We start from the raw sequence: 17,099 nt of genomic DNA on the forward strand, positions 1-17,099 counted from the left end.
AAAGGGCGGCGCCGTGCGGCACCGCCCTTCTGTTCGCAGGCACCCGGAAAATCACCGGGCCTGTTCAAACCGAATTACTTCAGTTCGACAGTCGCGCCGGCAGCTTCGAGCTTCTTCTTGATCTCTTCAGCTTCGGCCTTGTTCGCGCCTTCCTTGATCGGCTTCGGAGCGCCTTCGACCAGCGCCTTGGCTTCGCCGAGGCCCAGACCGGTGATCGCGCGGACTTCCTTAATGACGTTGATCTTGTTGCCACCGTCGCCGGTGAGGATCACGTCGAACTCGTCCTTTTCTTCAGCAGCCGGGGCAGCAGCGCCGCCAGCAGCCGGGGCAGCAGCGACAGCCGCAGCAGCCGAAACGCCCCACTTTTCTTCGAGCATCTTCGAAAGTTCAGCAGCTTCCAAAACGGTCAGCGCCGACAGGTCTTCAACGATCTTTTCAAGATCAGCCATTTTCATTCTCCATCATGTCCGGGAAAGCCCGGAAAATTTCAGTTCAACAAAAGATTATGCGGCTTCCTTGGCGCCATAAGCACCAAATACCCGCGCCAGCTGACCCGCCGGAGCCGCAGCGATCTGCGCGACCTTGGTGGCCGGAGCCTGCACCAGACCAATGATCTTGGCGCGCAGCTCGTCGAGCGAGGGAAGCGAAGCCAGCGCCTTCACGCCGTCGACGTCGAGGACCACATCCCCCATGCCGCCGCCAACGATTTCAAGCTTGTCGTTGGTCTTGGCAAATTCCACCGCAATCTTTGCAGCCGCGACCGGGTCGGTCGAAGCGGCAATGGCGGTGGGGCCGGTCAGCAGGTCGCTGATCCCGCCATAGGGCGTGCCATCGAGCGCGATTTTGGCAAGGCGGTTCTTCGTGACCTTGAAGCTCGCACCCGCATCGCGCATCTGCTGGCGCAGCACCGTCGACTGGGCGACGGTAAGGCCAAGGTTGCGAACAATCACAACCGCAGCCGCTGATGACAGCGTAGCGTTCAGTTCGGATACGGCTTGGGCCTTTTCAGTACGATCCATGCCTGTTCTCCACTCTATGCCCGGTGCCGTACCCCCCGAAAGGAAGGCGCGTCGCCGGGCGGCTTACAGATGCAAGCGCGTTTCCGGCAGAGCCAGATCCGCATTTGCACGACGATGTCCGAAGGGGTCGGTCAAGCCGCGAACGCCGGTGAAGGCGGGCGACCGAAAAAGACTGTTCCCCGTCTAGGCTGGAAATTAAGAAGGGCAAATCCCCTTCACCAACTGTCTCGGACGGAGCTGTCGCGGCCGGGGCCGGACAACTTGGAGGCCGCGAATAGCCGAAATTGCCGCCGAGTCAAGGCGAGAGGCGGGAGTTGGCGAAAGTGCCACGCAGCGTCACTTGCAAAAAGCGCGTCAAGATATATCTTAGTTATATCTTTAAGTGGTTGGGTGACGATATGCGACAGGACCAAAAAGGATATGGGTGCCACCGGCGCCCGGCAATCGACCGCTCCAGGCCCCGCGCCATGCGGCAGGCCATGCGCGGCGGGATGGAACGTTTTGCGGGTCGCGCGCGCCACCGGAAAATGCATCTCGGCGGGCATGATCTTGACCGCGACTTCGACGCAAGTTTTCACGATGCGGGCGACGGACATGGCCGGCGGAGGCGCAGACGCATGTTCGACGGCGGCGAATTGCGGTTGGTGCTGCTCAAACTGATCGCCGATGAACCCCGGCACGGCTATGACCTGATCCGCCGGATCGAGGAGCTGACCGGGGGCGCCTACACCCCCAGCCCCGGCATCATCTATCCCACGCTGACCTTGCTTGACGACATGGGTCAGATTGCCGCCGCCGACAGCGACGGCGCGAAAAGGCTGTTTTCCATTACCGATCCGGGCCGCGAAGAGCTGGTGGCGCATGCGGAACGGGTCGCGCGGCTGATGACGCGGCTGGCCGAAGTCGGCGCGACCCGTCAGCGCAGCGACTGCGCGCCCATACGCCGCGCCATGGGCAATTTGAAAGCGGTGCTGGTCAACCGGTTGCGCGATGGCAATCTGGACGAAGCGACCCGGCAGCTTATCGTCGCGTTGATCGACGAAACCGCGCAAAAGATTGAGCGGCTGTGATGACCGGAACCGCAAGCAGCACGGCGAAAGTGCCCACCGCCCATGCGAGCAAGTATCTGCAACAGCTGTGCAAGCATTGGCAGCATAATCTGGCGGTCGAATATAGCGCCGACGAAGGGCGCGTGACCTTCCCCAAAAATGTGCGCGGCGCCGACTGGCCGGACGATGCCATCGTGCATTTTCGCGCCGAGGCCGAGGCCCTAAACGTCCGCATCGAGGCCAGTATTGATGCGCAGCGCGACGGGCTGAAAGAGGTGGTGGCGCGGCACTTGGACCGTTTTGCCTTTCGCGAGGCGCCGCTGGCCTTTGCCTGGGAAGATGCGGCGACCTAGGCCTGCGGGGGGCGGCAACTCTTCCGTGCCTTGGGGCAGGCCCCTTCCCGGCTGCAGCTGGCTGCATGGCTTACAGGGGAGCCGCTTTGCGGTAAGACGCGATCTTTGTGGCTTTGTGCGAGCAATCACCTGCGCGGGGGCTGCGAGCCGACGCACAGCCCGCGGGGTTGCGTCGCCCGGCGTTCGCCGAACGACGCAATGACGGTTGGGGTGAATTCCTTCCTTACACTTCGCCTGCCACCGCGCGTTTGCGGGCGTATAGGAAATAGATGGCGAGACCCGCGATGTTCCACATCAGGAACCAGAATTGCGTCTGGCTGGGCAAGCTGAAGAACAGATAGAGGCAGCCGAGGATCGCGATCCCGCCGACCAGATTGGGTAGCGGGGCGCGGAAGGTGCGCGGGGCATCGGGAGCGCGGCGGCGCATGATGAGCATGCACAGCGCCACGGCGGAGAAAGCCGCGAGCGTCCCGGCATTGGCGAGCGCCGCCAGTTCGCCCAGCGGAATGAAGCCCGCAAGCACTGCGACAATCGCCGCCGTGAACAGCGTGATGCGCACCGGCGTCCCACGCGACGAAAGCCGGGCGAGGCTTTCGGGCAACATACCGTCGCGCGCCATCGTGTAGAAAATACGGCTTTGCCCATAAAAGAAGGCAAGGATCACCGTCGGCAGCGCGATAACCGCCGAAACGCCGAGATATTGCGCGACCAGCGGCTGGCCGAGTTCGCGCAGGATCAGCGCCAGCGGTTCCGGGCTGTTGGCAAAGCGAGTATAGGCAATGGCGCCGACCGCCGCGACCGCCACGGCGATATAGATGGCGACACAGGCAACCATCGAGCCGATGATGCCGATTTTAAGGTCGCGGTCGGGATTTTTGGTTTCCTCTGCCGCCGTCGCAATGGCGTCGAAGCCGTAAAAGGCGAAGAAGATGATCGCAGCAGCCGCCATCACCCCGCGCTCGACCCCGTCGGGGCCCATATGCTTGGCAAAGCCATAGGGGCTGAAGGGTTCCATATTGGCGGCGTTAAAAGCAGGCAGCGCCACCGCGACAAAAACGATGAGCGCAAGAATCTTGACGATCACCAACACTGCGTTGACCGTCGCGCTTTCGCGTGTGCCATAAAGCAGCATGGCGGCAACGACGCCAATGATGCCGATAGCGGGCAGGTTGACGATCCCGCCCAGTTCCGGCCCCTGCATCAGCGCCATGGGCACGCCCGCCCATGCTTCCAGCAAGGGGGCGGCATAGCCGGACCAGCCGACCGCGACCGCGCTGACGACGAGCGAATATTCGAGGATGAGGCTCCACCCGACGACCCAGGCGATAATCTCCCCTATCACCACATAGCTGTAGGTATAGGCGCTGCCCGAAGCAGGGATCATCGTCGCCATTTCGGCATAAGCCAGCGCGGCGCAGGCGCAGATCAGCCCGGCAATCAGAAAGGAAAGAATGACCGCCGGTCCCGCCTTGTCCGCCCCGACGCCGATCAAGGTCAAAATGCCGGTGCCGACAATCGCCCCGACGCCCAGCGCGATCAGATGCGGCCAGCTCAAACTGCGGACGAGTCCCTGGCCTTCGCGACTTTCCGGAACAATCACCTTACGGCGCATCAAACTGTCGGTCATTCCTCGCTCCCCTGACATTTGCGATGCTTGTGAAACGCAATTGTCGCAATGGCAACCGCCGACTGCATGCGTAGGCGAAAAAGCATAATGGGCCGGGAGACCTGCGTTTCCGCAGCGTCAAATTGGAGAAATGGGTGAGGTCAACTCTATTTCACGCGATTTTTCGTTGAAAATTGGAGGATTTATAGACGACGTTGCAGGCGGCGTTCGCGTCAGGACGTGATGGTGGATGGGGCTTTGGCGCTGCTTCTTTTTTGGTTCGCACAAAGCCACGAAGGCACAAAGAAGCGTTCATGGGCGACAGGATTCCTTCCTCTCCCATGTTATCGCGGGAGCCAGTCATCTTTGATTGAACACCCTATGTGCTCCCGCGAAGGCGGTAGGCTATTTCCCTTTGGGTGCCATTCCGACCCGGTCGGAGATGGGCCCCCGCGTTCGGGGGCACAGATTTTTTCCAGCGCACTTCCCTCAGAGCGATCCCTCGAACGACATGGGGGGCCTGAGGCATCCGTTTCGCGGCTCTGACCTTCTTCGTGGCTTGGTGGCTTGGTGGCTTTGTGCGAAAATACTGCCGCCGCGCTGGCAGGAAAGCCCCGGGCTTTAACGCTGGGGCGTCCCCACGGGCGATACCAAGGAAGGCGGGTCCCAGGGTCCAGCCCGGGATGACGCTGGGGCGTGACGATGACCCGTGACGAGGGGGAGTGAGGCTGGGCGCCGCCCCCCTTAGCGCGATTCAGAGGAGCGCTTCGATGGCTTCGGCCAGCTTGGCGTCGCGCTCGGAGAGACCGTTGGCGTCGTGGGTCGTCAGCAATATGTCGACGCGGTTATAAACGTTCGACCATTCGGGATGATGGTCCATTTTTTCAGCGATGATCGCGACGCTGGCCATAAAGCCGAACGCCTGCGCGAAATCGGCGAAGGTGAAGCTGCGGGTGATGGTGTCGCGTCCAGGCTCGTGGGTCCATTGCGGAAAGCGGACGAGGAGCGCGGCGCGCGCGGCGTCATCGAGTTTCTGGACCATCTGTTGTTTCTCCCGCTGGTAATGACCGGAGCCTCGCCATAAGGAAGGGCGCGATGAGCGACAAGCCCGGCCCTTTATCTTCGCCCTCGCCTGCGCGGTCCCTGCCCTCCGGATGGGCGGGCGGCGCGCCCGATGCCGATGCCTTTTACCAGATGGCCGAGGCTGCGCTGGCAGCGCTGCCCGCGCCTTTTCATCCGCATATCAAGGGGCTGTTGATCACAATTGAGGATGTGGCCGACGAAGCGACGCTGGACGCGCTGGAAATCGACCATCCCTATGAGCTGACCGGCCTGTATGAAGGGCGGCCGCTCACCGAGCGGAGCATTGATGTGAGCGGCGCCATGCCCGACCGGGTGACGCTGTACCGCGTACCGATATTGGTCGAATGGATCGAGGGTGGCGAGCGGCTCGACTGGTTGATCCATCACGTGCTGATCCATGAAATCGGCCATCATTTCGGCTTTTCGGACGACGATATCCACGCGCTGGAGGATATGGCGTGAGCGGCGGCGACTGGCTACTGCGGCTGGAGCAGATTGCCTCTATTCGCGGCGAGCGGTTGTTGTTCGAAGGCGTGTCGCTGTCGCTGGCGCGCGGCGAGGCGCTATGGCTGCGCGGGCCCAATGGCGCGGGCAAGTCGAGCTTGATCCGCATTATCGCGGGGCTGCTCCGCCCCGCCGCCGGGGAGGTCGAGCGGCGCGGGCGCATGGCGATGATCGACGAGGTGAACGCGCTTGACGGCGAGCGCCCCTTGCGCCGCGCGCTCGATTTCTGGGCGCGGATCGACGGCATCGACGGGCCGATGGTCGCGCGGGCGATGGGGGCAATGGGGCTGGAAGCGCTGGCCGACGTGCCGGTCGCGATGCTGTCGACCGGACAGCGCAAGCGCGCAGCGATGGCACGGGTGATCGCATCGAGCGCGCCGCTCTGGCTGCTCGACGAACCCGGCAATGGCATGGACGAGCGCGCGCAGGCGCGGCTGGTGGCGGCGATTGCGGCGCACCGCGCGGGCGGCGGCGCGGTGGTGCTGGCGTCGCATTTTGCGCTGGGGCTGCCCGATGTGGCCGAACTGGATATGGGGGTTTTGGCGTGACCGAAGCCCCGCCCTTGCGAGGGACCACGCGCGACGCGGCGATCTCCCCCCAGCGGCAAAGCCCTCTCTCCTGCTGGGGATTGCTTCGCTACGCTCGCAATGACCTAGAGAGGGAAGAGTGACCGCGCTTATCGCCCTGTTCTGGCGCGACCTGCTCCGCGCGTGGGGGAGCGGGGCGTTGTGGTTGCCGGTTCTTTTCTTTCTGCTTGTCGCTACCGCCTTTCCCTTTGCGGTGGGGCCTGATGCGCCGCTGCTTGCGCGGACGGGGGGCGGGATGATGTGGGTGGCGGCGCTGCTTGCGGCCTTGCTGCCCATCGACCGGCTGGTGCGTCCCGACCGGGAGGCGGGGGTGCTCGACCAGCTGGCGCTGCGCGGTTTTGCCGACGAGACGGTGGCGGCGGTCAAGATCGCGGCGCACGCCGTGGGGTTCGGCCTGCCCCTGCTCGCCGCGCTGTTTCCCGCCGCCGCCCTGCTCGCGCAGGATGCGGCGCGGGTGGAAATACTGGCGACGGGGCTGATCATCGCCGTCCCCGCCTTTGCCTCGCTCGCGGTGCTGAGCGCAGCACTGACCGCCAATATGAAGGGCGGAAGCGCGATTGGCGGGCTGCTCGTGCTGCCGCTGGCGGTGCCACTGTTGATATTCGGCGCAGGGATGCTCGATCCGTCCGGGCGCGGGGCGATGAAGCTGCTCGCCGCAGCGAGCCTGCTGCTGACGGTGGTGGGGCCTTTTGCGGCGGGCGCGGCGCTCAGGGGGCTGCGCGAATGAGGGATATAGGTTGGGTGCGTGATGCCGGTCTGGCGGGCTTGAGGCGCGGGGGTGTCTCGACTTCGCTCGACACGAACGGGGTTTCGCCCGACACGAACGGTGAATCGTAGAGGCGCTGGTCTTTGTTTGCTTACCAAAGGTTGTAATGCGCTTCTGCCGTTGCCATCTCTAGCTTAGCTACCAGTCGCAATCGACGGTCCCGAGGGCCAGTTTCGACCCTCCCTTCTTTCTTTTTCGTCTCTTAGCCCGCGCATAAGCGGTCGATGATGATTGCCTGCGCCGCAAAGAAGGAATGTTATCATGACATATTTCGGCAAGATACATAGCTATGACAGTGGCAAGGGCGCGGGAACCATCACCCCTGAAAAGGGCGGTGAAAATCTGGCGTTCGTCAAAGCCGACCTGCACCAGGAAGCGGCCGAACCCAAGGCTGGTCAGCGCTTTGGTTACGAAACGCGCCAGGCCGGGGACGGCAAGGCCCAGGCAATAAATCTCCAGCAGGAACAGGGCCAGTCGGCTGAAAAACAGCAAAGCTGACCATAGTTTGGCCGGGAGCGCGCCGACCCCGACGCTCCCGGCCGATCACCTGGCTTCGCTCATTACCCGAGGATCAAGGCGATGGATCTCAATGAACTCCTGTCCGCCCATCAGCTCGCGCTGATGAGAGCGAGCGCATCCGGTGGCGGCGCGGCCCGTGAAGGCCATTTCGCCCAGGTCGCATTTTATGCCAAGAGCATCCGGAAATTGAGAGCTTCCTATCTGAAGCCGCGCCCTCCAGCATCGTCCGCATTGCCCCCGACGATCATCTACGGAACATATGTCCGGGCTTCATCGCCAAATCTCGACACTGCCACATTGGAATGTTGGGAAAGCGAAGGTGGAGCCCTTCATTCCCCGGACTCGAAGCCCCTCCTCCGATAGCCCGCTGACCTCACGAAAATGCGGGGGCGCGTGCGCGCCCCCCGATCCAGGCTCGGCATAAGAAAAGGGCCGGAGGTTTCCCTCCGGCCCCTTGTCTTTATCCTGCGCGGGTCGATCAGGCGCCGATTTCGGCGATGTCGACCTTGACGCCCGGGCCCATCGACGAGGACAGGGCGATCTTGCGGACATATTTGCCCTTTGCGCCAGCGGGCTTCGCCTTGACGATGGCGTCGACGAAAGCGTCGAAATTCTGGCGCAGCTTTTCTTCGCCAAACGACAGCTTGCCGAGGCCGGCGTGGATGATGCCTGCCTTTTCAACGCGGAATTCGATCTGGCCGCCCTTGGCTGCCTTGACCGCTTCGGTGACATTGGGGGTCACGGTGCCGAGCTTCGGGTTCGGCATCAGGCCCTTGGGACCCAGCACCTTGCCGAGACGGCCGACGATGCCCATCATGTCCGGCGTCGCGATGACGCGGCCATAGTCGAGGTTACCCGCCTGCATATCTTCCATCAGGTCTTCGGCCCCGACCTTGTCGGCGCCAGCCTTCAGCGCTTCCTCGGCCTTGTCACCGCGCGCGAAAACGGCAACCTTGACGTCCTTGCCCGTGCCGGCCGGCAGGGTGACGACGCCGCGGACCATCTGGTCGGCGTGGCGGGGGTCAACGCCCAGGTTCATCGCGATTTCGAGCGTTTCGTCGAACTTTGCCGAAGCGAGGTCGCGAACGGTCTTCAGCGCTTCATCGACGCTGTGGAGCTTCATCGCGTCAACCTTGCCTTCAAGGGCCTTTTGCTTCTTGGTCAGCTTTGCCATCGGTTCAGCCCTCCGTCACTTCGAGGCCCATCGAGCGGGCGCTGCCTTCGATGATCTTCGTCGCCTGCTCGATATCGTTGGCGTTGAGATCCTTCATCTTGAGCTCGGCGATTTCGGCAAGCTGCGAACGCTTGATCGTGCCCGCGCTGATCTTGCCCGGCTCTTTCGAACCCGACTTCAGCTTGGCCGCCTTTTTGATGAAATAGGTCGCCGGCGCGCTCTTGGTGACAAAGGAAAAGCTCTTGTCGGCATAAACGGTGATGATCGTCGGCGTGGGCGTGCCCTTTTCAATGCCGTCGGTCGCCGCGTTGAACGCCTTGCAGAATTCCATGATGTTGACGCCGCGCTGACCCAGTGCCGGGCCGAGCGGCGGCGAGGGGTTTGCGGTCCCCGCCGGAACTTGCAGCTTGATGTAGCCGCTAATCTTCTTGGCCATGATGGCCTCCTTTCTTTCTGTTGCCGCGGACGGGTCCGGGGCTCAAAATAAGCGGTCCAGCAGAGGGCATCACCCCTCCTCCCGCACGGAATCGCACCCTTTTGCGATGCGAAGCGGCGCGGTTAGACGGAAAGGCGCAGAAATGCAAGGGCTGTACGGGCGGAAAGCTGCGTTGCTTCGGGACCCGGACGGATCATCATTCAGCCCTGCGGGCGGTAGCGGACGAGGCCTTCCTGCGCGGCATTGGCGATAAGGCGCCCGTCGCGGCTGTAGATGGAGCCGCGGCACAGGCCCCGGTCGCCGCCGGTCCACGGGCTGTCCATCACAAAGACGAACCATTCATCGACGCGCACATCCCCGTGAAACCACATGGCATGATCAAGGCTGGTCGATACCATGCCCGGCGTCCAGAAATTCACGCCATGCGGCAGCATCGCCGAGGACAAAAGCCCCATGTCGGAGGCGAAGGCGAGAAAGCCCTGATGCACCATCGGATCATCGCCAATCGGCGCGGCGACACGAAACCATTGATAATGGCGCGAATCCCCCGAATCGGCGGGCGGGCGGTGGCTTCGCACCTCAAAGGGGCGCTGGCGCGCGATATGCGCAAGATGCCGGTCGGAGATATTGGGATCGGCGGCGATGATGTCGGTGAAATCGCCGCATTCCTCGGGCGGCAAGAGATCGGGCATCGGCGCCTGATGCGACAGGCCTTCGGCCGGGATCTGGAAAGAGGCGGTCAGGTTGAAAATGACCTTGCCATCCTGGCGCACGACAACGCGGCGGTTCGAAAAGCTGCGCCCGTCGAAATCGCGGTGGATGCGGAAATGGAGCGGCTTGGTCTCGTCGCCGCCGCGCAGAAAATAGGCGTGGAGCGAATGGACCTTTTTCTGTTCATCGACGGTGCGCGCCGCCGCCATCATCGCCTGGGCGATGACCTGTCCGCCGAAAATCCGATCACGCGCGGTGGTTGGGAGCGCGGGGAAGGTAAATTCATCCTCCACCCCCGGCACGGGATCGAGATCGAACAGCCGCGCGACCGCCGCAACCACTTTTTCCGGCGTCACGCGCGCGTTGATTTCGCGTGCACGGGCAATGCGGGCTTCAATGTCGGCGGGAGAGAGGGAGTTCATTCGATGCTATATCCTTGCCCGTCGCCCCCCAAATCCGGGGGCAGCAGTCGGTTGGGGCGCAAGGCTGCCAACGGCCCCCGCCTTCGCGGGGGCGACGCTTATTTGACGCGCTCGACCTGTTCGAAATCAAGCTCGACCGGCGTGGCCCGGCCAAAGATCGACACGCTGACCTTGACGCGCGCCTTGTCGAAATCCAGTTCCTCGACAACGCCGTTGAAGCTGGCGAAGGGCCCTTCGAGCACCTTGACCTGATCGCCGATTTCATAATCGACGCGAATTTCGGTCTTGGGACGCGCGGCGGCTTCTTCCTTGCTGTTGAGGATGCGCGCAGCTTCGGCTTCGCTGATCGCCTGCGGCTTGCCCGACGAACCCAGGAAGCCCGTGACCTTGGGCGTATTCTTGACGAGGTGATAAACATCGTCGGTCATCGTCAGCTTGGCGAGGACATAGCCGGGGAAAAATTTGCGTTCGGCCTGAACCTTCTTGCCGCGCTTGACCTCGGTGACCGTTTCGACCGGCACTTCGACCGCCTCGACCAGTTCCGTCAACCCCATGCGCTCTGCCTCGGCAAGCACCGAATCGCGAACCTTATTCTCGAAACCCGAATAGGCGTGAATAATGTACCAGCGCGCCATATGTCCCGTCCTGTCTCTTGATTACAAGCGCGGCTTGATCAGCGCGCGAGCGACGTCAGCCAGCTGACGATCGCGTTGAAAACCGTGTCGATGCCCAGAAAGAACAGGGCGAGCAGCGTCGTCATGATCAGGACCATGATCGTCGTCTGCACCGTTTCGCGGCCCGTGGGCCACACGATCTTGCCGGCTTCCGTCTTCACCTGGTTGACGAATTCGCCGATGCTGGGCTTTGCCATTTCGATCGTCCTGTCTTTTAAGCGTCCAATGTCCAGTCAGATGGGTCGCCTTCCCCGGCGCGTCAAGCGTGCTTTGGGCAAGTGTCCGCCCACCCTCCCCGACCATGTCGGCGAAAGGCGGAAAGGAACGGCGCATCTGTCCGAATGGGCGGCCTTTAAACCCGCCATCCGCCAATGGCAAGCGCTTGCAACATGAGGGCGGCGCGGAAGAGCGGCAAAGAGCCGGTCAGGCGGGCGAGGAGAGTTTCATCAGCACCAGCCCGGACATGATCAGCAGCGCCGCGGTAATCCGCATCGCGCTGGCCTGCTCACCCAGCACCATGATGCCGACCAGAAAGGCGCCGACCGCGCCGATGCCGGTCCAGATGGTATAGGCGGTGCCCAGCGGCAGGCTGCGCATGGCCAGCGCGAGCAGGCCAAAGCTGCCGATCATCGCGATCAGGGTCACGGCGGACGGAAGGGGCCGGGTAAAGCCGTCCGACAGCTTCATCGCATAGGCCCAGACAATTTCGAGCAAACCGGCAAGGCCGAGGTAAATCCAGGCCATGGGCGCCTCCTTCAACAGGGCGCCGGGCCGTCCCGGACCTGACACCCGCCGCGGACGGGCGCGACGGGCGGGGACGTGGCCCCTTGTTCATCGACGGCCTGGCAGGGGCAGCAGGATTCGAACCCGCGACCCTCGGTTTTGGAGACCGATGCTCTACCAGCTGAGCTATACCCCTAGGCCGGATTGCGCCCCTAGCCCGATTGCAAGAGCGGGGCAAGAGGGATGACGACGGGTTGCGCGGTGCAACGGGCCTGTTATGCGCCAAGCCATGCCTTCGCAGCCGCCCTCCCCCGCACCCGCACCGCCTGCCACTGCGGCTGCCCCTGCGCTGTCTGGCGCCGCCCCAGCCTCTGCGCCGCAAAATTATCTGGGCGGCATTGCGCTGCGCCTGCTGGCGATGATCGCGCTGGCGCTGATGTTCGTGCTGGTGAAATATATTGATGCGGCGGGCATCCACATATTGGAAAGCCTGTTCTGGCGGCAGGCGCTGGTCCTGCCTTTCCTGCTGCTGTGGATTTTCGCATCGGGCGCGGGGCTCGCTTCGCTGCGCACCCGGCGGATCGGCGCGCACGCCCGGCGGGCGATGATGGGGCTGTTCGGCATGGCCTGTAATTTCGGCGGGATGATCTTCTTGCCGATGGCTGAGGCGACAACGATCAGCCTGTCGGTGCCGATCTTCGCAGTGATTTTCGCCGCCCTGCTGCTCGGCGAACCGACGGGGTGGCAGCGGTGGAGCGCGGTGATCATCGGCTTTGTCGGCGTGCTGATCGTGCTCGCGCCCGGCGCGGGCGTTGCGGGCGGCTTTTCCGGCGAGCATGGGATGGGGGTCGCCATAGCGCTCGGCGGCGCGCTGATGACCGCGCTGATCACCATTGCCGTGCGTGACCTCGGGCGGACCGAAAATTCGACGACCATCGTTTTCTGGTTCAGCCTGATTTCACTGGTGCCGCTGGGCATCGCCCTGCCCTTTGTCTTTACGCCGCACAGCTTTGGCGAGTGGATGCTGCTGATCGGGCTCGGCCTGTCGGGGGCGGTGGTGCAGATGGCGCTAACCGGGGCGCTGCGCCTCGCCCCCGTCGCGGTGGTGATCCCGATCGACTATAGTTCTTTGCTCTGGTCCATAGCCGCGGGCTGGTGGTTTTTCGGCACCCTGCCCAGCGAAACGACGTGGATCGGCGCGCCGCTGATCGTCGCCAGCGGGCTGTTCATCGCCTGGCGCGAACATCGCCTGCATCTGGAACGCGGCAAGGAGGTCGCCGCCTGATCGGCGCGCGCCGAGAGTGACCGGAACACCCCGCGGGTCAGGCGACCTTGCGGTCCCCCGCAAGCGGCGGCGCGGCGCTGGAACGGGGGCGATTGGCAAGCGGCGATTCGCCCGAGACCGGACCAAGCGCGGGATAGCCGAGCAAATAGCCCTGCGCCTCGTCGCACCCTTCGCGTAGCAGCACCTCAAGCTGGCTGTCGGTTTCAATCCCTTCGGCCAGCACGGGGATCGACAGGCTTTTGCCGAGCGCGAGCACGGCGCGGACGATCGCGGTCGCTTCCTGCGAGGATTCCAGCTCGGTCGCGAAAATGCGGTCGATCTTGATCTTGTCGAAGGGAAAGGCGCGCAAGGTTTCGAGCGAGGAATAGCCGGTGCCAAAATCGTCGAGCGCGACCCCCACGCCCAGCGCCTTGATCTGGCGCAGCACATGCAGCGCGCGGTCGCGGTCGGCCATGATCGCGGTTTCGGTGAGTTCAATTTCCAGCCGGCGCGGCGGCAGGCCGGTGTCGAGCATCACCTGGTGGAAAAGCTGTGGCAGGCCCGCGTGCGCCAGCTGGACCGGCGAGACGTTGATCGCGACCTTTGCGTCATGGCTCCAGCTTGCCGCATCGGCGCAAGCGCGGCGCAGCACCCATTCGCCGAGCGCGAGGATCAAGCCATTTTCTTCGGCAATGGCGATGAAGCTTTCGGGCGGAACCGGGCCGCGTTCGGGATGGGTCCAGCGCAGCAGCGCTTCATAGCCGGTGACATCACCGGTCGTGACCGACGCCTGTACCTGATAATGAACCTCCAGCTCGTCATTGTCGATCGCGCGGCGCAGGTCATTGGCCAGTTCGCGGCGTTCGCGCACCGCCTCGTCATGGACGGCATCATAGAAACAGGGGCCAAGCGAGCGCATATTCTTGGCCCGATACATGGCAAGATCGGCGTTGTTGGTCAGCCCCTCTGCCGTGGTTGCATCGCCGGGATAGCAGGCAACGCCGATGCTGGCGCCCAGATGCGCGTCGAAATCGCCCAGCCGCAGCGGGGCCTTCATCACCTCGTCGAGCTTGTCGATCCGTTCGCGCAGCTCTGCACCATCGTGCCAATCGATCAGCGCGACAAATTCATCGCCGCCAAGCCGCGCGACAAACACCCGCTCGCCCAATTCATGCTGCATCCGGCGCGACAGGGCGATGAGCACTTCATCGCCCGCCTTGTGCCCGTGAATATCGTTGATTTCCTTGAACCGGTCGAGGTCGATGGCGACCACGGCCAGCTTGCGGTCCTGCGCCTCTGCCAGCCGCAGGCGGCGTGCGAGTTCGACCTGAAAGCTGCTGCGGTTGGGAAGGCCGGTCAGCGCGTCGTTCATCGCCATATAGTGGAGCCGCTCCATCGCGTCGCTGCGCGTCTGGCGGTCGATCAGCGCCGCCGAGACCCCGGCGGCGATCACAACAAGGCCGACGAGGCCTGTTGCCAGACCCAGCGCGCGGAAACCGGCGCTGCCCAGCGGAGCTTCGCTGAGCGCCAGCGGCGTGATGCGCAGGGCGGTCATCGCAACGAAATGCAGCGAAGCGATGGCAATGACCAGCAGCGCCGCGCCGATCCAGCGGCGATGGCGGATGCGCCCCTCTGCCCCCAGCGCCGCGAGCGCCGCGCCCGAAAAGGCGGCGGAACAGATGAGCGAGGCGAAGACATAACCCCAGCGCCATTCGATGATACCATCGACCCGGTAAGCCGCCATGCCCGTATAATGCATCGCCGAAATCGCCGCGCCGACGATCAGACCGCCGCCCAGGCGCCAGCCCCAATGATCGCGCATCGCCGCCACCGAAAAGCCGAGGCCCGTCCCCGCCATGGCCACGAGCAGCGAGGCGATGGTGAGCACCGGATCGAGCGTGACCGGCGCCTGCGCTTCATAGGCGAGCATGGCGACAAAATGGGTGCACCATATGGTCGCCCCGGCAGCAACCGCGGTCAGAAAAGTCCAGCCCGCGCGCTGTGCGCCGCTGGTCTGGCGCGCGCGTTCGAACATCTGGACAATGGCAAAAGCGCCGAAAGCACAAACCAGAACGGCCAGAAGAACCAGCCACGGGTCATGCTCGACCGCAATACACAAGGCGACGTTAATCATTAAAAATACCTAAATCTGTCCTGCCAAGCGAGGGGCAGGACCCCACTCGGCCGCGTTAGGTAAGGGGGTTTAAAAGCCGGTTAACAACAAACCCGCCCCAAGGCAGGTCAGCCTGGGGCCTCGTTTTCAGAAGGTATTTTTTTACAACCTCTTAGCTGCGGCGGAACAGCAGCATGAGATTATTTGCAGGCATGGCGCGGCGTGCGACAAAGGCCAGCCCGGCATCGGCGGCGGCCTGTTTCACAAGGTCGAGCTGGCGCAGGCCTCACGTCGCATTGTGCGCGCGCAAACCCGCGTCGAATAGTTGGTTGCGTTCCGCCGTCGGCACATCCGCTTCCACATGGCTTCATGATGTCCGCTCCACGGCTTGGCACGAAAAGGCGTGACCGTCCGATTTGAGGTGGGAAGCCAACGTTCGCTCATCTTCTTTCGTCATCCCGGACTTGATCCGGGATCCAAAGCAGCGCCGTCGTCATGGACCCCGGATCAAGTCCGGGGTGACGATGATGCATAGGTCCGCAATCGGTCGTTAGCGAAAACGCAGCTTTTGGGGTCGAGTGATAGCAAGCTGCCGCCTCCAGGCGGGCGGCGCATCCCAGCGACAGGGTAAAATTAGGAATAAGTGCGCACTTACGACTTTCTCCGAATATCCCGCCGGAATGGCTTCATGGTGTCCGCTCTACGGCTTCGCACGAAAAAGCGTGGCCGTCCGATTTGAGGTGGGAAGCCAACCTTCGCTCATCTTCTTTCGTAATCCCGGACTTGATCCGGGATCCACAGCAGCGCCGTCGTCATGGACCCCGGATCAAGTCCGGGGTGACGATGATGCATAGGTCCGCAATCGGTCGTTAGCGAAAAGGCAGCTTTTGGGGTCGAGTGATCGCAAGCTAACGCTTCTAAGTGAGCCGCGCATCACGCGCCTGATTTGGATTTTCTCCGGTAGGCGACAGTGAGGTTGTTTGCGGGCATCGCGTAGCGGTGGGTGCGTTCAAATCCGAACTTCTGCGCTACGCGGTCAACGTCAGCCAGTTTCCGGAGACCCCAAGCCGGGTTTCGCTCTTTCAGGGAGCGGTCAAAGGCCAAGTTCGATGGTGCCGTTTCGACGGCTTCCTCCAGATATGGCCCGTACAGAATGACCGGCGCATCTTGGGCGAGATGTTTTGCGCTTCCCCTGAACAGCCCAACCGTCGCTTCCCATGGGCTGATATGCACCATGTTGATGCACAGGATCGCGTCGGCCTGTGCGACCGGCCAGTCGGGGGCGGCGGCGTCCAGCGCGAGCGGGGGGCGGATGTTGGCGAGGGCGCTTTCCGCGCTCCATGCGGCGATGGAGGTCAGCGCGGCGGGGTCGGGGTCGCTCGGTTGCCAGTCGAGCGCCGGGAAGGCGCGCGCGAAATGGACGATATGTTCGCCCGATCCGCTGGCGATTTCGAGCACCAATCCCGTAGGCGGCAGCCAGTCGGCAAGGACAGCGGCGATGGCGTCGCGGTTGCGGAGCGTTGCGGGGGCGTGACGCTTGGCCCCGGCGCCGCCATCTTCGGGCATCCAGGGGCGCGGATCGCTCATGCCGCCTTTCCGGCTGCCTTGGTCTTTGCCTGTGCCCGCGCGCGGCGGTCGCGTATCACCAGCCAGCCGAGCAGGCCGACCGGGCCGAGGAAGAAGGTGAAGAGCAGGAAGGGAAGCTGCGCTGCCCGGCTGAACCCCTTTTGATCGGCATCGCGCGCGATCCACATGCCGACGAACAGGTCAAAGGCCAGATAATGGGTCCAGCCGATCACCGCCCCGCCCTTGCTGTCGAAGAGCGTCATCACCCCCGCCAGCGTGGAAAAATCGCCGCCGGTCGGGCCGACGGGATCGACCCCGCCCGCCAATATCGCGACGAGCGCGACGGTATAGACAAGGCAGAGCAGCGCGACGCCGAGATAAAGGATGAGCGCAAGGATGCGCGGGTCGCGCGGCAGAAAAGCCAGCGCCAGCCAGCCGATGATCGCCCAGCCATTGGCCAGATTGAACAAGGTTTCCCAGGCCATTCGCTCTCTCCCCTCTTATCCCTTTCGCCCGCGCTGGCGGGACGC

Annotated in this window: 21 protein-coding genes and 1 tRNA gene; 7 read left to right on the forward strand and 15 right to left on the reverse strand. The window is 63.4% G+C overall.

All coding sequences use genetic code 11. The annotated features are described in order from the left end of the window. Window positions 1-74: 74 nt before the first annotated feature. Together rplL and rplJ are read right to left on the reverse strand one after the other, a co-directional pair. Window positions 75-449, reverse strand: coding sequence for a 50S ribosomal protein L7/L12 (rplL, locus tag JV18_RS0105340; protein WP_033074979.1), 375 nt, complete (start codon window positions 447-449; stop codon window positions 75-77). Between the two features lie 54 nt (window positions 450-503). Next, window positions 504-1,019 carry a 50S ribosomal protein L10 gene (gene rplJ, locus JV18_RS0105345; protein ID WP_033073706.1) on the reverse strand — a complete coding sequence of 172 codons (516 nt, stop codon included), beginning with the start codon at window positions 1,017-1,019 and terminating at the stop codon, window positions 504-506. Between the two features lie 527 nt (window positions 1,020-1,546). On the opposite strand from rplJ, the gene JV18_RS0105350 reads away from it, so the two are divergent. Next, the gene (locus JV18_RS0105350; protein WP_033074980.1) at window positions 1,547-2,089 is read left to right on the forward strand and encodes a PadR family transcriptional regulator; all 543 of its coding nucleotides are present in this window, start codon (window positions 1,547-1,549) and stop codon (window positions 2,087-2,089) included. Then, window positions 2,089-2,421, forward strand: coding sequence for a DUF2218 domain-containing protein (locus tag JV18_RS0105355; protein ID WP_033073707.1), 333 nt, complete (start codon window positions 2,089-2,091; stop codon window positions 2,419-2,421). The genes JV18_RS0105350 and JV18_RS0105355 overlap by 1 nt, the downstream gene beginning before the upstream one ends. A 223-nt stretch (window positions 2,422-2,644) precedes the next feature. Here the strand turns inward: JV18_RS0105355 and JV18_RS0105360 are convergent, their stop codons facing one another. Both JV18_RS0105360 and JV18_RS0105365 read right to left on the reverse strand, forming a co-directional pair. Beyond that, window positions 2,645-4,048: an amino acid permease gene (locus tag JV18_RS0105360; protein ID WP_033073708.1), complete on the reverse strand. Its 1,404-nt coding sequence runs from the start codon at window positions 4,046-4,048 to the stop codon at window positions 2,645-2,647. A gap of 733 nt (window positions 4,049-4,781) precedes the next feature. Further along, the gene (locus JV18_RS0105365) at window positions 4,782-5,069 is read right to left on the reverse strand and encodes a 4a-hydroxytetrahydrobiopterin dehydratase (RefSeq protein ID WP_033073709.1); all 288 of its coding nucleotides are present in this window, start codon (window positions 5,067-5,069) and stop codon (window positions 4,782-4,784) included. Between the two features lie 53 nt (window positions 5,070-5,122). Here JV18_RS0105365 and JV18_RS0105370 point away from each other — a divergent pair, with 53 nt between their 5' ends. From JV18_RS0105370 to JV18_RS0105385, 4 genes are all read left to right on the forward strand, one after another. Next, entirely contained in the window at window positions 5,123-5,572 is a 450-nt protein-coding gene (locus JV18_RS0105370; protein ID WP_052071752.1) for a metallopeptidase family protein, read from the forward strand. After that, window positions 5,569-6,162 carry a heme ABC exporter ATP-binding protein CcmA gene (gene ccmA / locus JV18_RS0105375; RefSeq protein WP_033073710.1) on the forward strand — a complete coding sequence of 198 codons (594 nt, stop codon included), beginning with the start codon at window positions 5,569-5,571 and terminating at the stop codon, window positions 6,160-6,162. The genes JV18_RS0105370 and ccmA overlap by 4 nt, the downstream gene beginning before the upstream one ends. A gap of 118 nt (window positions 6,163-6,280) precedes the next feature. Continuing rightward, window positions 6,281-6,928, forward strand: coding sequence for a heme exporter protein CcmB (locus tag JV18_RS0105380; RefSeq protein WP_033073711.1), 648 nt, complete (start codon window positions 6,281-6,283; stop codon window positions 6,926-6,928). Between the two features lie 300 nt (window positions 6,929-7,228). Next, window positions 7,229-7,465 carry a hypothetical protein gene (locus tag JV18_RS0105385; protein WP_033073712.1) on the forward strand — a complete coding sequence of 79 codons (237 nt, stop codon included), beginning with the start codon at window positions 7,229-7,231 and terminating at the stop codon, window positions 7,463-7,465. Between the two features lie 499 nt (window positions 7,466-7,964). Here JV18_RS0105385 and rplA read toward each other — a convergent pair whose 3' ends face one another. The 7 genes from rplA to JV18_RS0105420 form a co-directional block, all read right to left on the reverse strand. Beyond that, a complete protein-coding gene (gene rplA / locus JV18_RS0105390; protein ID WP_033073713.1) occupies window positions 7,965-8,660 on the reverse strand; it encodes a 50S ribosomal protein L1 in 696 nt (231 codons plus the stop codon). Between the two features lie 4 nt (window positions 8,661-8,664). Continuing rightward, a complete protein-coding gene (rplK, locus tag JV18_RS0105395; RefSeq protein WP_033073714.1) occupies window positions 8,665-9,096 on the reverse strand; it encodes a 50S ribosomal protein L11 in 432 nt (143 codons plus the stop codon). A gap of 200 nt (window positions 9,097-9,296) precedes the next feature. Beyond that, the gene (locus tag JV18_RS0105400; RefSeq protein WP_052071753.1) at window positions 9,297-10,229 is read right to left on the reverse strand and encodes an acyl-CoA thioesterase; all 933 of its coding nucleotides are present in this window, start codon (window positions 10,227-10,229) and stop codon (window positions 9,297-9,299) included. A 98-nt stretch (window positions 10,230-10,327) separates the two neighbouring features. Further along, the gene (gene nusG, locus JV18_RS0105405) at window positions 10,328-10,864 is read right to left on the reverse strand and encodes a transcription termination/antitermination protein NusG (protein ID WP_033073715.1); all 537 of its coding nucleotides are present in this window, start codon (window positions 10,862-10,864) and stop codon (window positions 10,328-10,330) included. A 38-nt stretch (window positions 10,865-10,902) separates the two neighbouring features. Next, a complete protein-coding gene (gene secE, locus JV18_RS0105410) occupies window positions 10,903-11,100 on the reverse strand; it encodes a preprotein translocase subunit SecE (protein WP_033073716.1) in 198 nt (65 codons plus the stop codon). Window positions 11,101-11,326: 226 nt separating this feature from the next. Beyond that, window positions 11,327-11,647, reverse strand: a complete 321-nt coding sequence (locus tag JV18_RS0105415) for a DMT family transporter (RefSeq protein ID WP_033073717.1) — start codon at window positions 11,645-11,647, stop codon at window positions 11,327-11,329. A 99-nt stretch (window positions 11,648-11,746) separates the two neighbouring features. Next, window positions 11,747-11,822: transfer RNA gene (locus JV18_RS0105420), tRNA-Trp, on the reverse strand. Window positions 11,823-11,915: 93 nt separating this feature from the next. Between JV18_RS0105420 and JV18_RS0105425 the strand changes: the two genes are divergently transcribed. Beyond that, window positions 11,916-12,911, forward strand: a complete 996-nt coding sequence (locus tag JV18_RS0105425; RefSeq protein WP_081944690.1) for a DMT family transporter — start codon at window positions 11,916-11,918, stop codon at window positions 12,909-12,911. A gap of 37 nt (window positions 12,912-12,948) precedes the next feature. Here the strand turns inward: JV18_RS0105425 and JV18_RS0105430 are convergent, their stop codons facing one another. The 4 genes from JV18_RS0105430 to JV18_RS0105440 all read right to left on the reverse strand — a co-directional run bounded on the left by JV18_RS0105430 (window position 12,949) and on the right by JV18_RS0105440 (window position 17,054). Further along, the gene (locus JV18_RS0105430) at window positions 12,949-15,024 is read right to left on the reverse strand and encodes a putative bifunctional diguanylate cyclase/phosphodiesterase (protein ID WP_052071754.1); all 2,076 of its coding nucleotides are present in this window, start codon (window positions 15,022-15,024) and stop codon (window positions 12,949-12,951) included. Window positions 15,025-15,175: 151 nt separating this feature from the next. Then, entirely contained in the window at window positions 15,176-15,286 is a 111-nt protein-coding gene (locus JV18_RS15710) for a DUF938 domain-containing protein (RefSeq protein WP_144243867.1), read from the reverse strand. A 650-nt stretch (window positions 15,287-15,936) separates the two neighbouring features. After that, window positions 15,937-16,590 carry a DUF938 domain-containing protein gene (locus JV18_RS0105435; protein WP_033073718.1) on the reverse strand — a complete coding sequence of 218 codons (654 nt, stop codon included), beginning with the start codon at window positions 16,588-16,590 and terminating at the stop codon, window positions 15,937-15,939. Further along, entirely contained in the window at window positions 16,587-17,054 is a 468-nt protein-coding gene (locus JV18_RS0105440; RefSeq protein WP_033073719.1) for an ABA4-like family protein, read from the reverse strand. Before JV18_RS0105440 ends, JV18_RS0105435 begins: the two co-directional genes overlap by 4 nt. Between the last annotated feature and the right edge of the window lie 45 nt (window positions 17,055-17,099).

It is taken from the genome of Sphingopyxis sp. MWB1 (assembly GCF_000763945.1).
Classification (GTDB): Bacteria; Pseudomonadota; Alphaproteobacteria; order Sphingomonadales; family Sphingomonadaceae; genus Sphingopyxis.

Excerpts from the sequence above, each read along its gene's own strand:
- JV18_RS0105370 (WP_052071752.1), top strand. The coding sequence starts at position 5,123 with ATGAGCGACAAGCCCGGCCCTTTATCTTCGCCCTCGCCTGCGCGGTCC.
- JV18_RS0105435 (WP_033073718.1), bottom strand. The coding sequence starts at position 16,590 with ATGAGCGATCCGCGCCCCTGGATGCCCGAAGATGGCGGCGCCGGGGCC.
- rplA (WP_033073713.1), bottom strand. The coding sequence starts at position 8,660 with ATGGCAAAGCTGACCAAGAAGCAAAAGGCCCTTGAAGGCAAGGTTGAC.
- nusG (WP_033073715.1), bottom strand. The coding sequence starts at position 10,864 with ATGGCGCGCTGGTACATTATTCACGCCTATTCGGGTTTCGAGAATAAG.
- JV18_RS0105415 (WP_033073717.1), bottom strand. The coding sequence starts at position 11,647 with ATGGCCTGGATTTACCTCGGCCTTGCCGGTTTGCTCGAAATTGTCTGG.
- JV18_RS0105385 (WP_033073712.1), top strand. The coding sequence starts at position 7,229 with ATGACATATTTCGGCAAGATACATAGCTATGACAGTGGCAAGGGCGCG.
- JV18_RS0105400 (WP_052071753.1), bottom strand. The coding sequence starts at position 10,229 with ATGAACTCCCTCTCTCCCGCCGACATTGAAGCCCGCATTGCCCGTGCA.
- JV18_RS0105350 (WP_033074980.1), top strand. The coding sequence starts at position 1,547 with ATGCATCTCGGCGGGCATGATCTTGACCGCGACTTCGACGCAAGTTTT.
- secE (WP_033073716.1), bottom strand. The coding sequence starts at position 11,100 with ATGGCAAAGCCCAGCATCGGCGAATTCGTCAACCAGGTGAAGACGGAA.
- JV18_RS0105355 (WP_033073707.1), top strand. The coding sequence starts at position 2,089 with ATGACCGGAACCGCAAGCAGCACGGCGAAAGTGCCCACCGCCCATGCG.
- rplK (WP_033073714.1), bottom strand. The coding sequence starts at position 9,096 with ATGGCCAAGAAGATTAGCGGCTACATCAAGCTGCAAGTTCCGGCGGGG.
- JV18_RS0105430 (WP_052071754.1), bottom strand. The coding sequence starts at position 15,024 with ATGATTAACGTCGCCTTGTGTATTGCGGTCGAGCATGACCCGTGGCTG.
- JV18_RS0105360 (WP_033073708.1), bottom strand. The coding sequence starts at position 4,048 with ATGACCGACAGTTTGATGCGCCGTAAGGTGATTGTTCCGGAAAGTCGC.
- JV18_RS0105440 (WP_033073719.1), bottom strand. The coding sequence starts at position 17,054 with ATGGCCTGGGAAACCTTGTTCAATCTGGCCAATGGCTGGGCGATCATC.
- JV18_RS0105365 (WP_033073709.1), bottom strand. The coding sequence starts at position 5,069 with ATGGTCCAGAAACTCGATGACGCCGCGCGCGCCGCGCTCCTCGTCCGC.
- rplL (WP_033074979.1), bottom strand. The coding sequence starts at position 449 with ATGGCTGATCTTGAAAAGATCGTTGAAGACCTGTCGGCGCTGACCGTT.
- JV18_RS0105425 (WP_081944690.1), top strand. The coding sequence starts at position 11,916 with ATGCCTTCGCAGCCGCCCTCCCCCGCACCCGCACCGCCTGCCACTGCG.
- rplJ (WP_033073706.1), bottom strand. The coding sequence starts at position 1,019 with ATGGATCGTACTGAAAAGGCCCAAGCCGTATCCGAACTGAACGCTACG.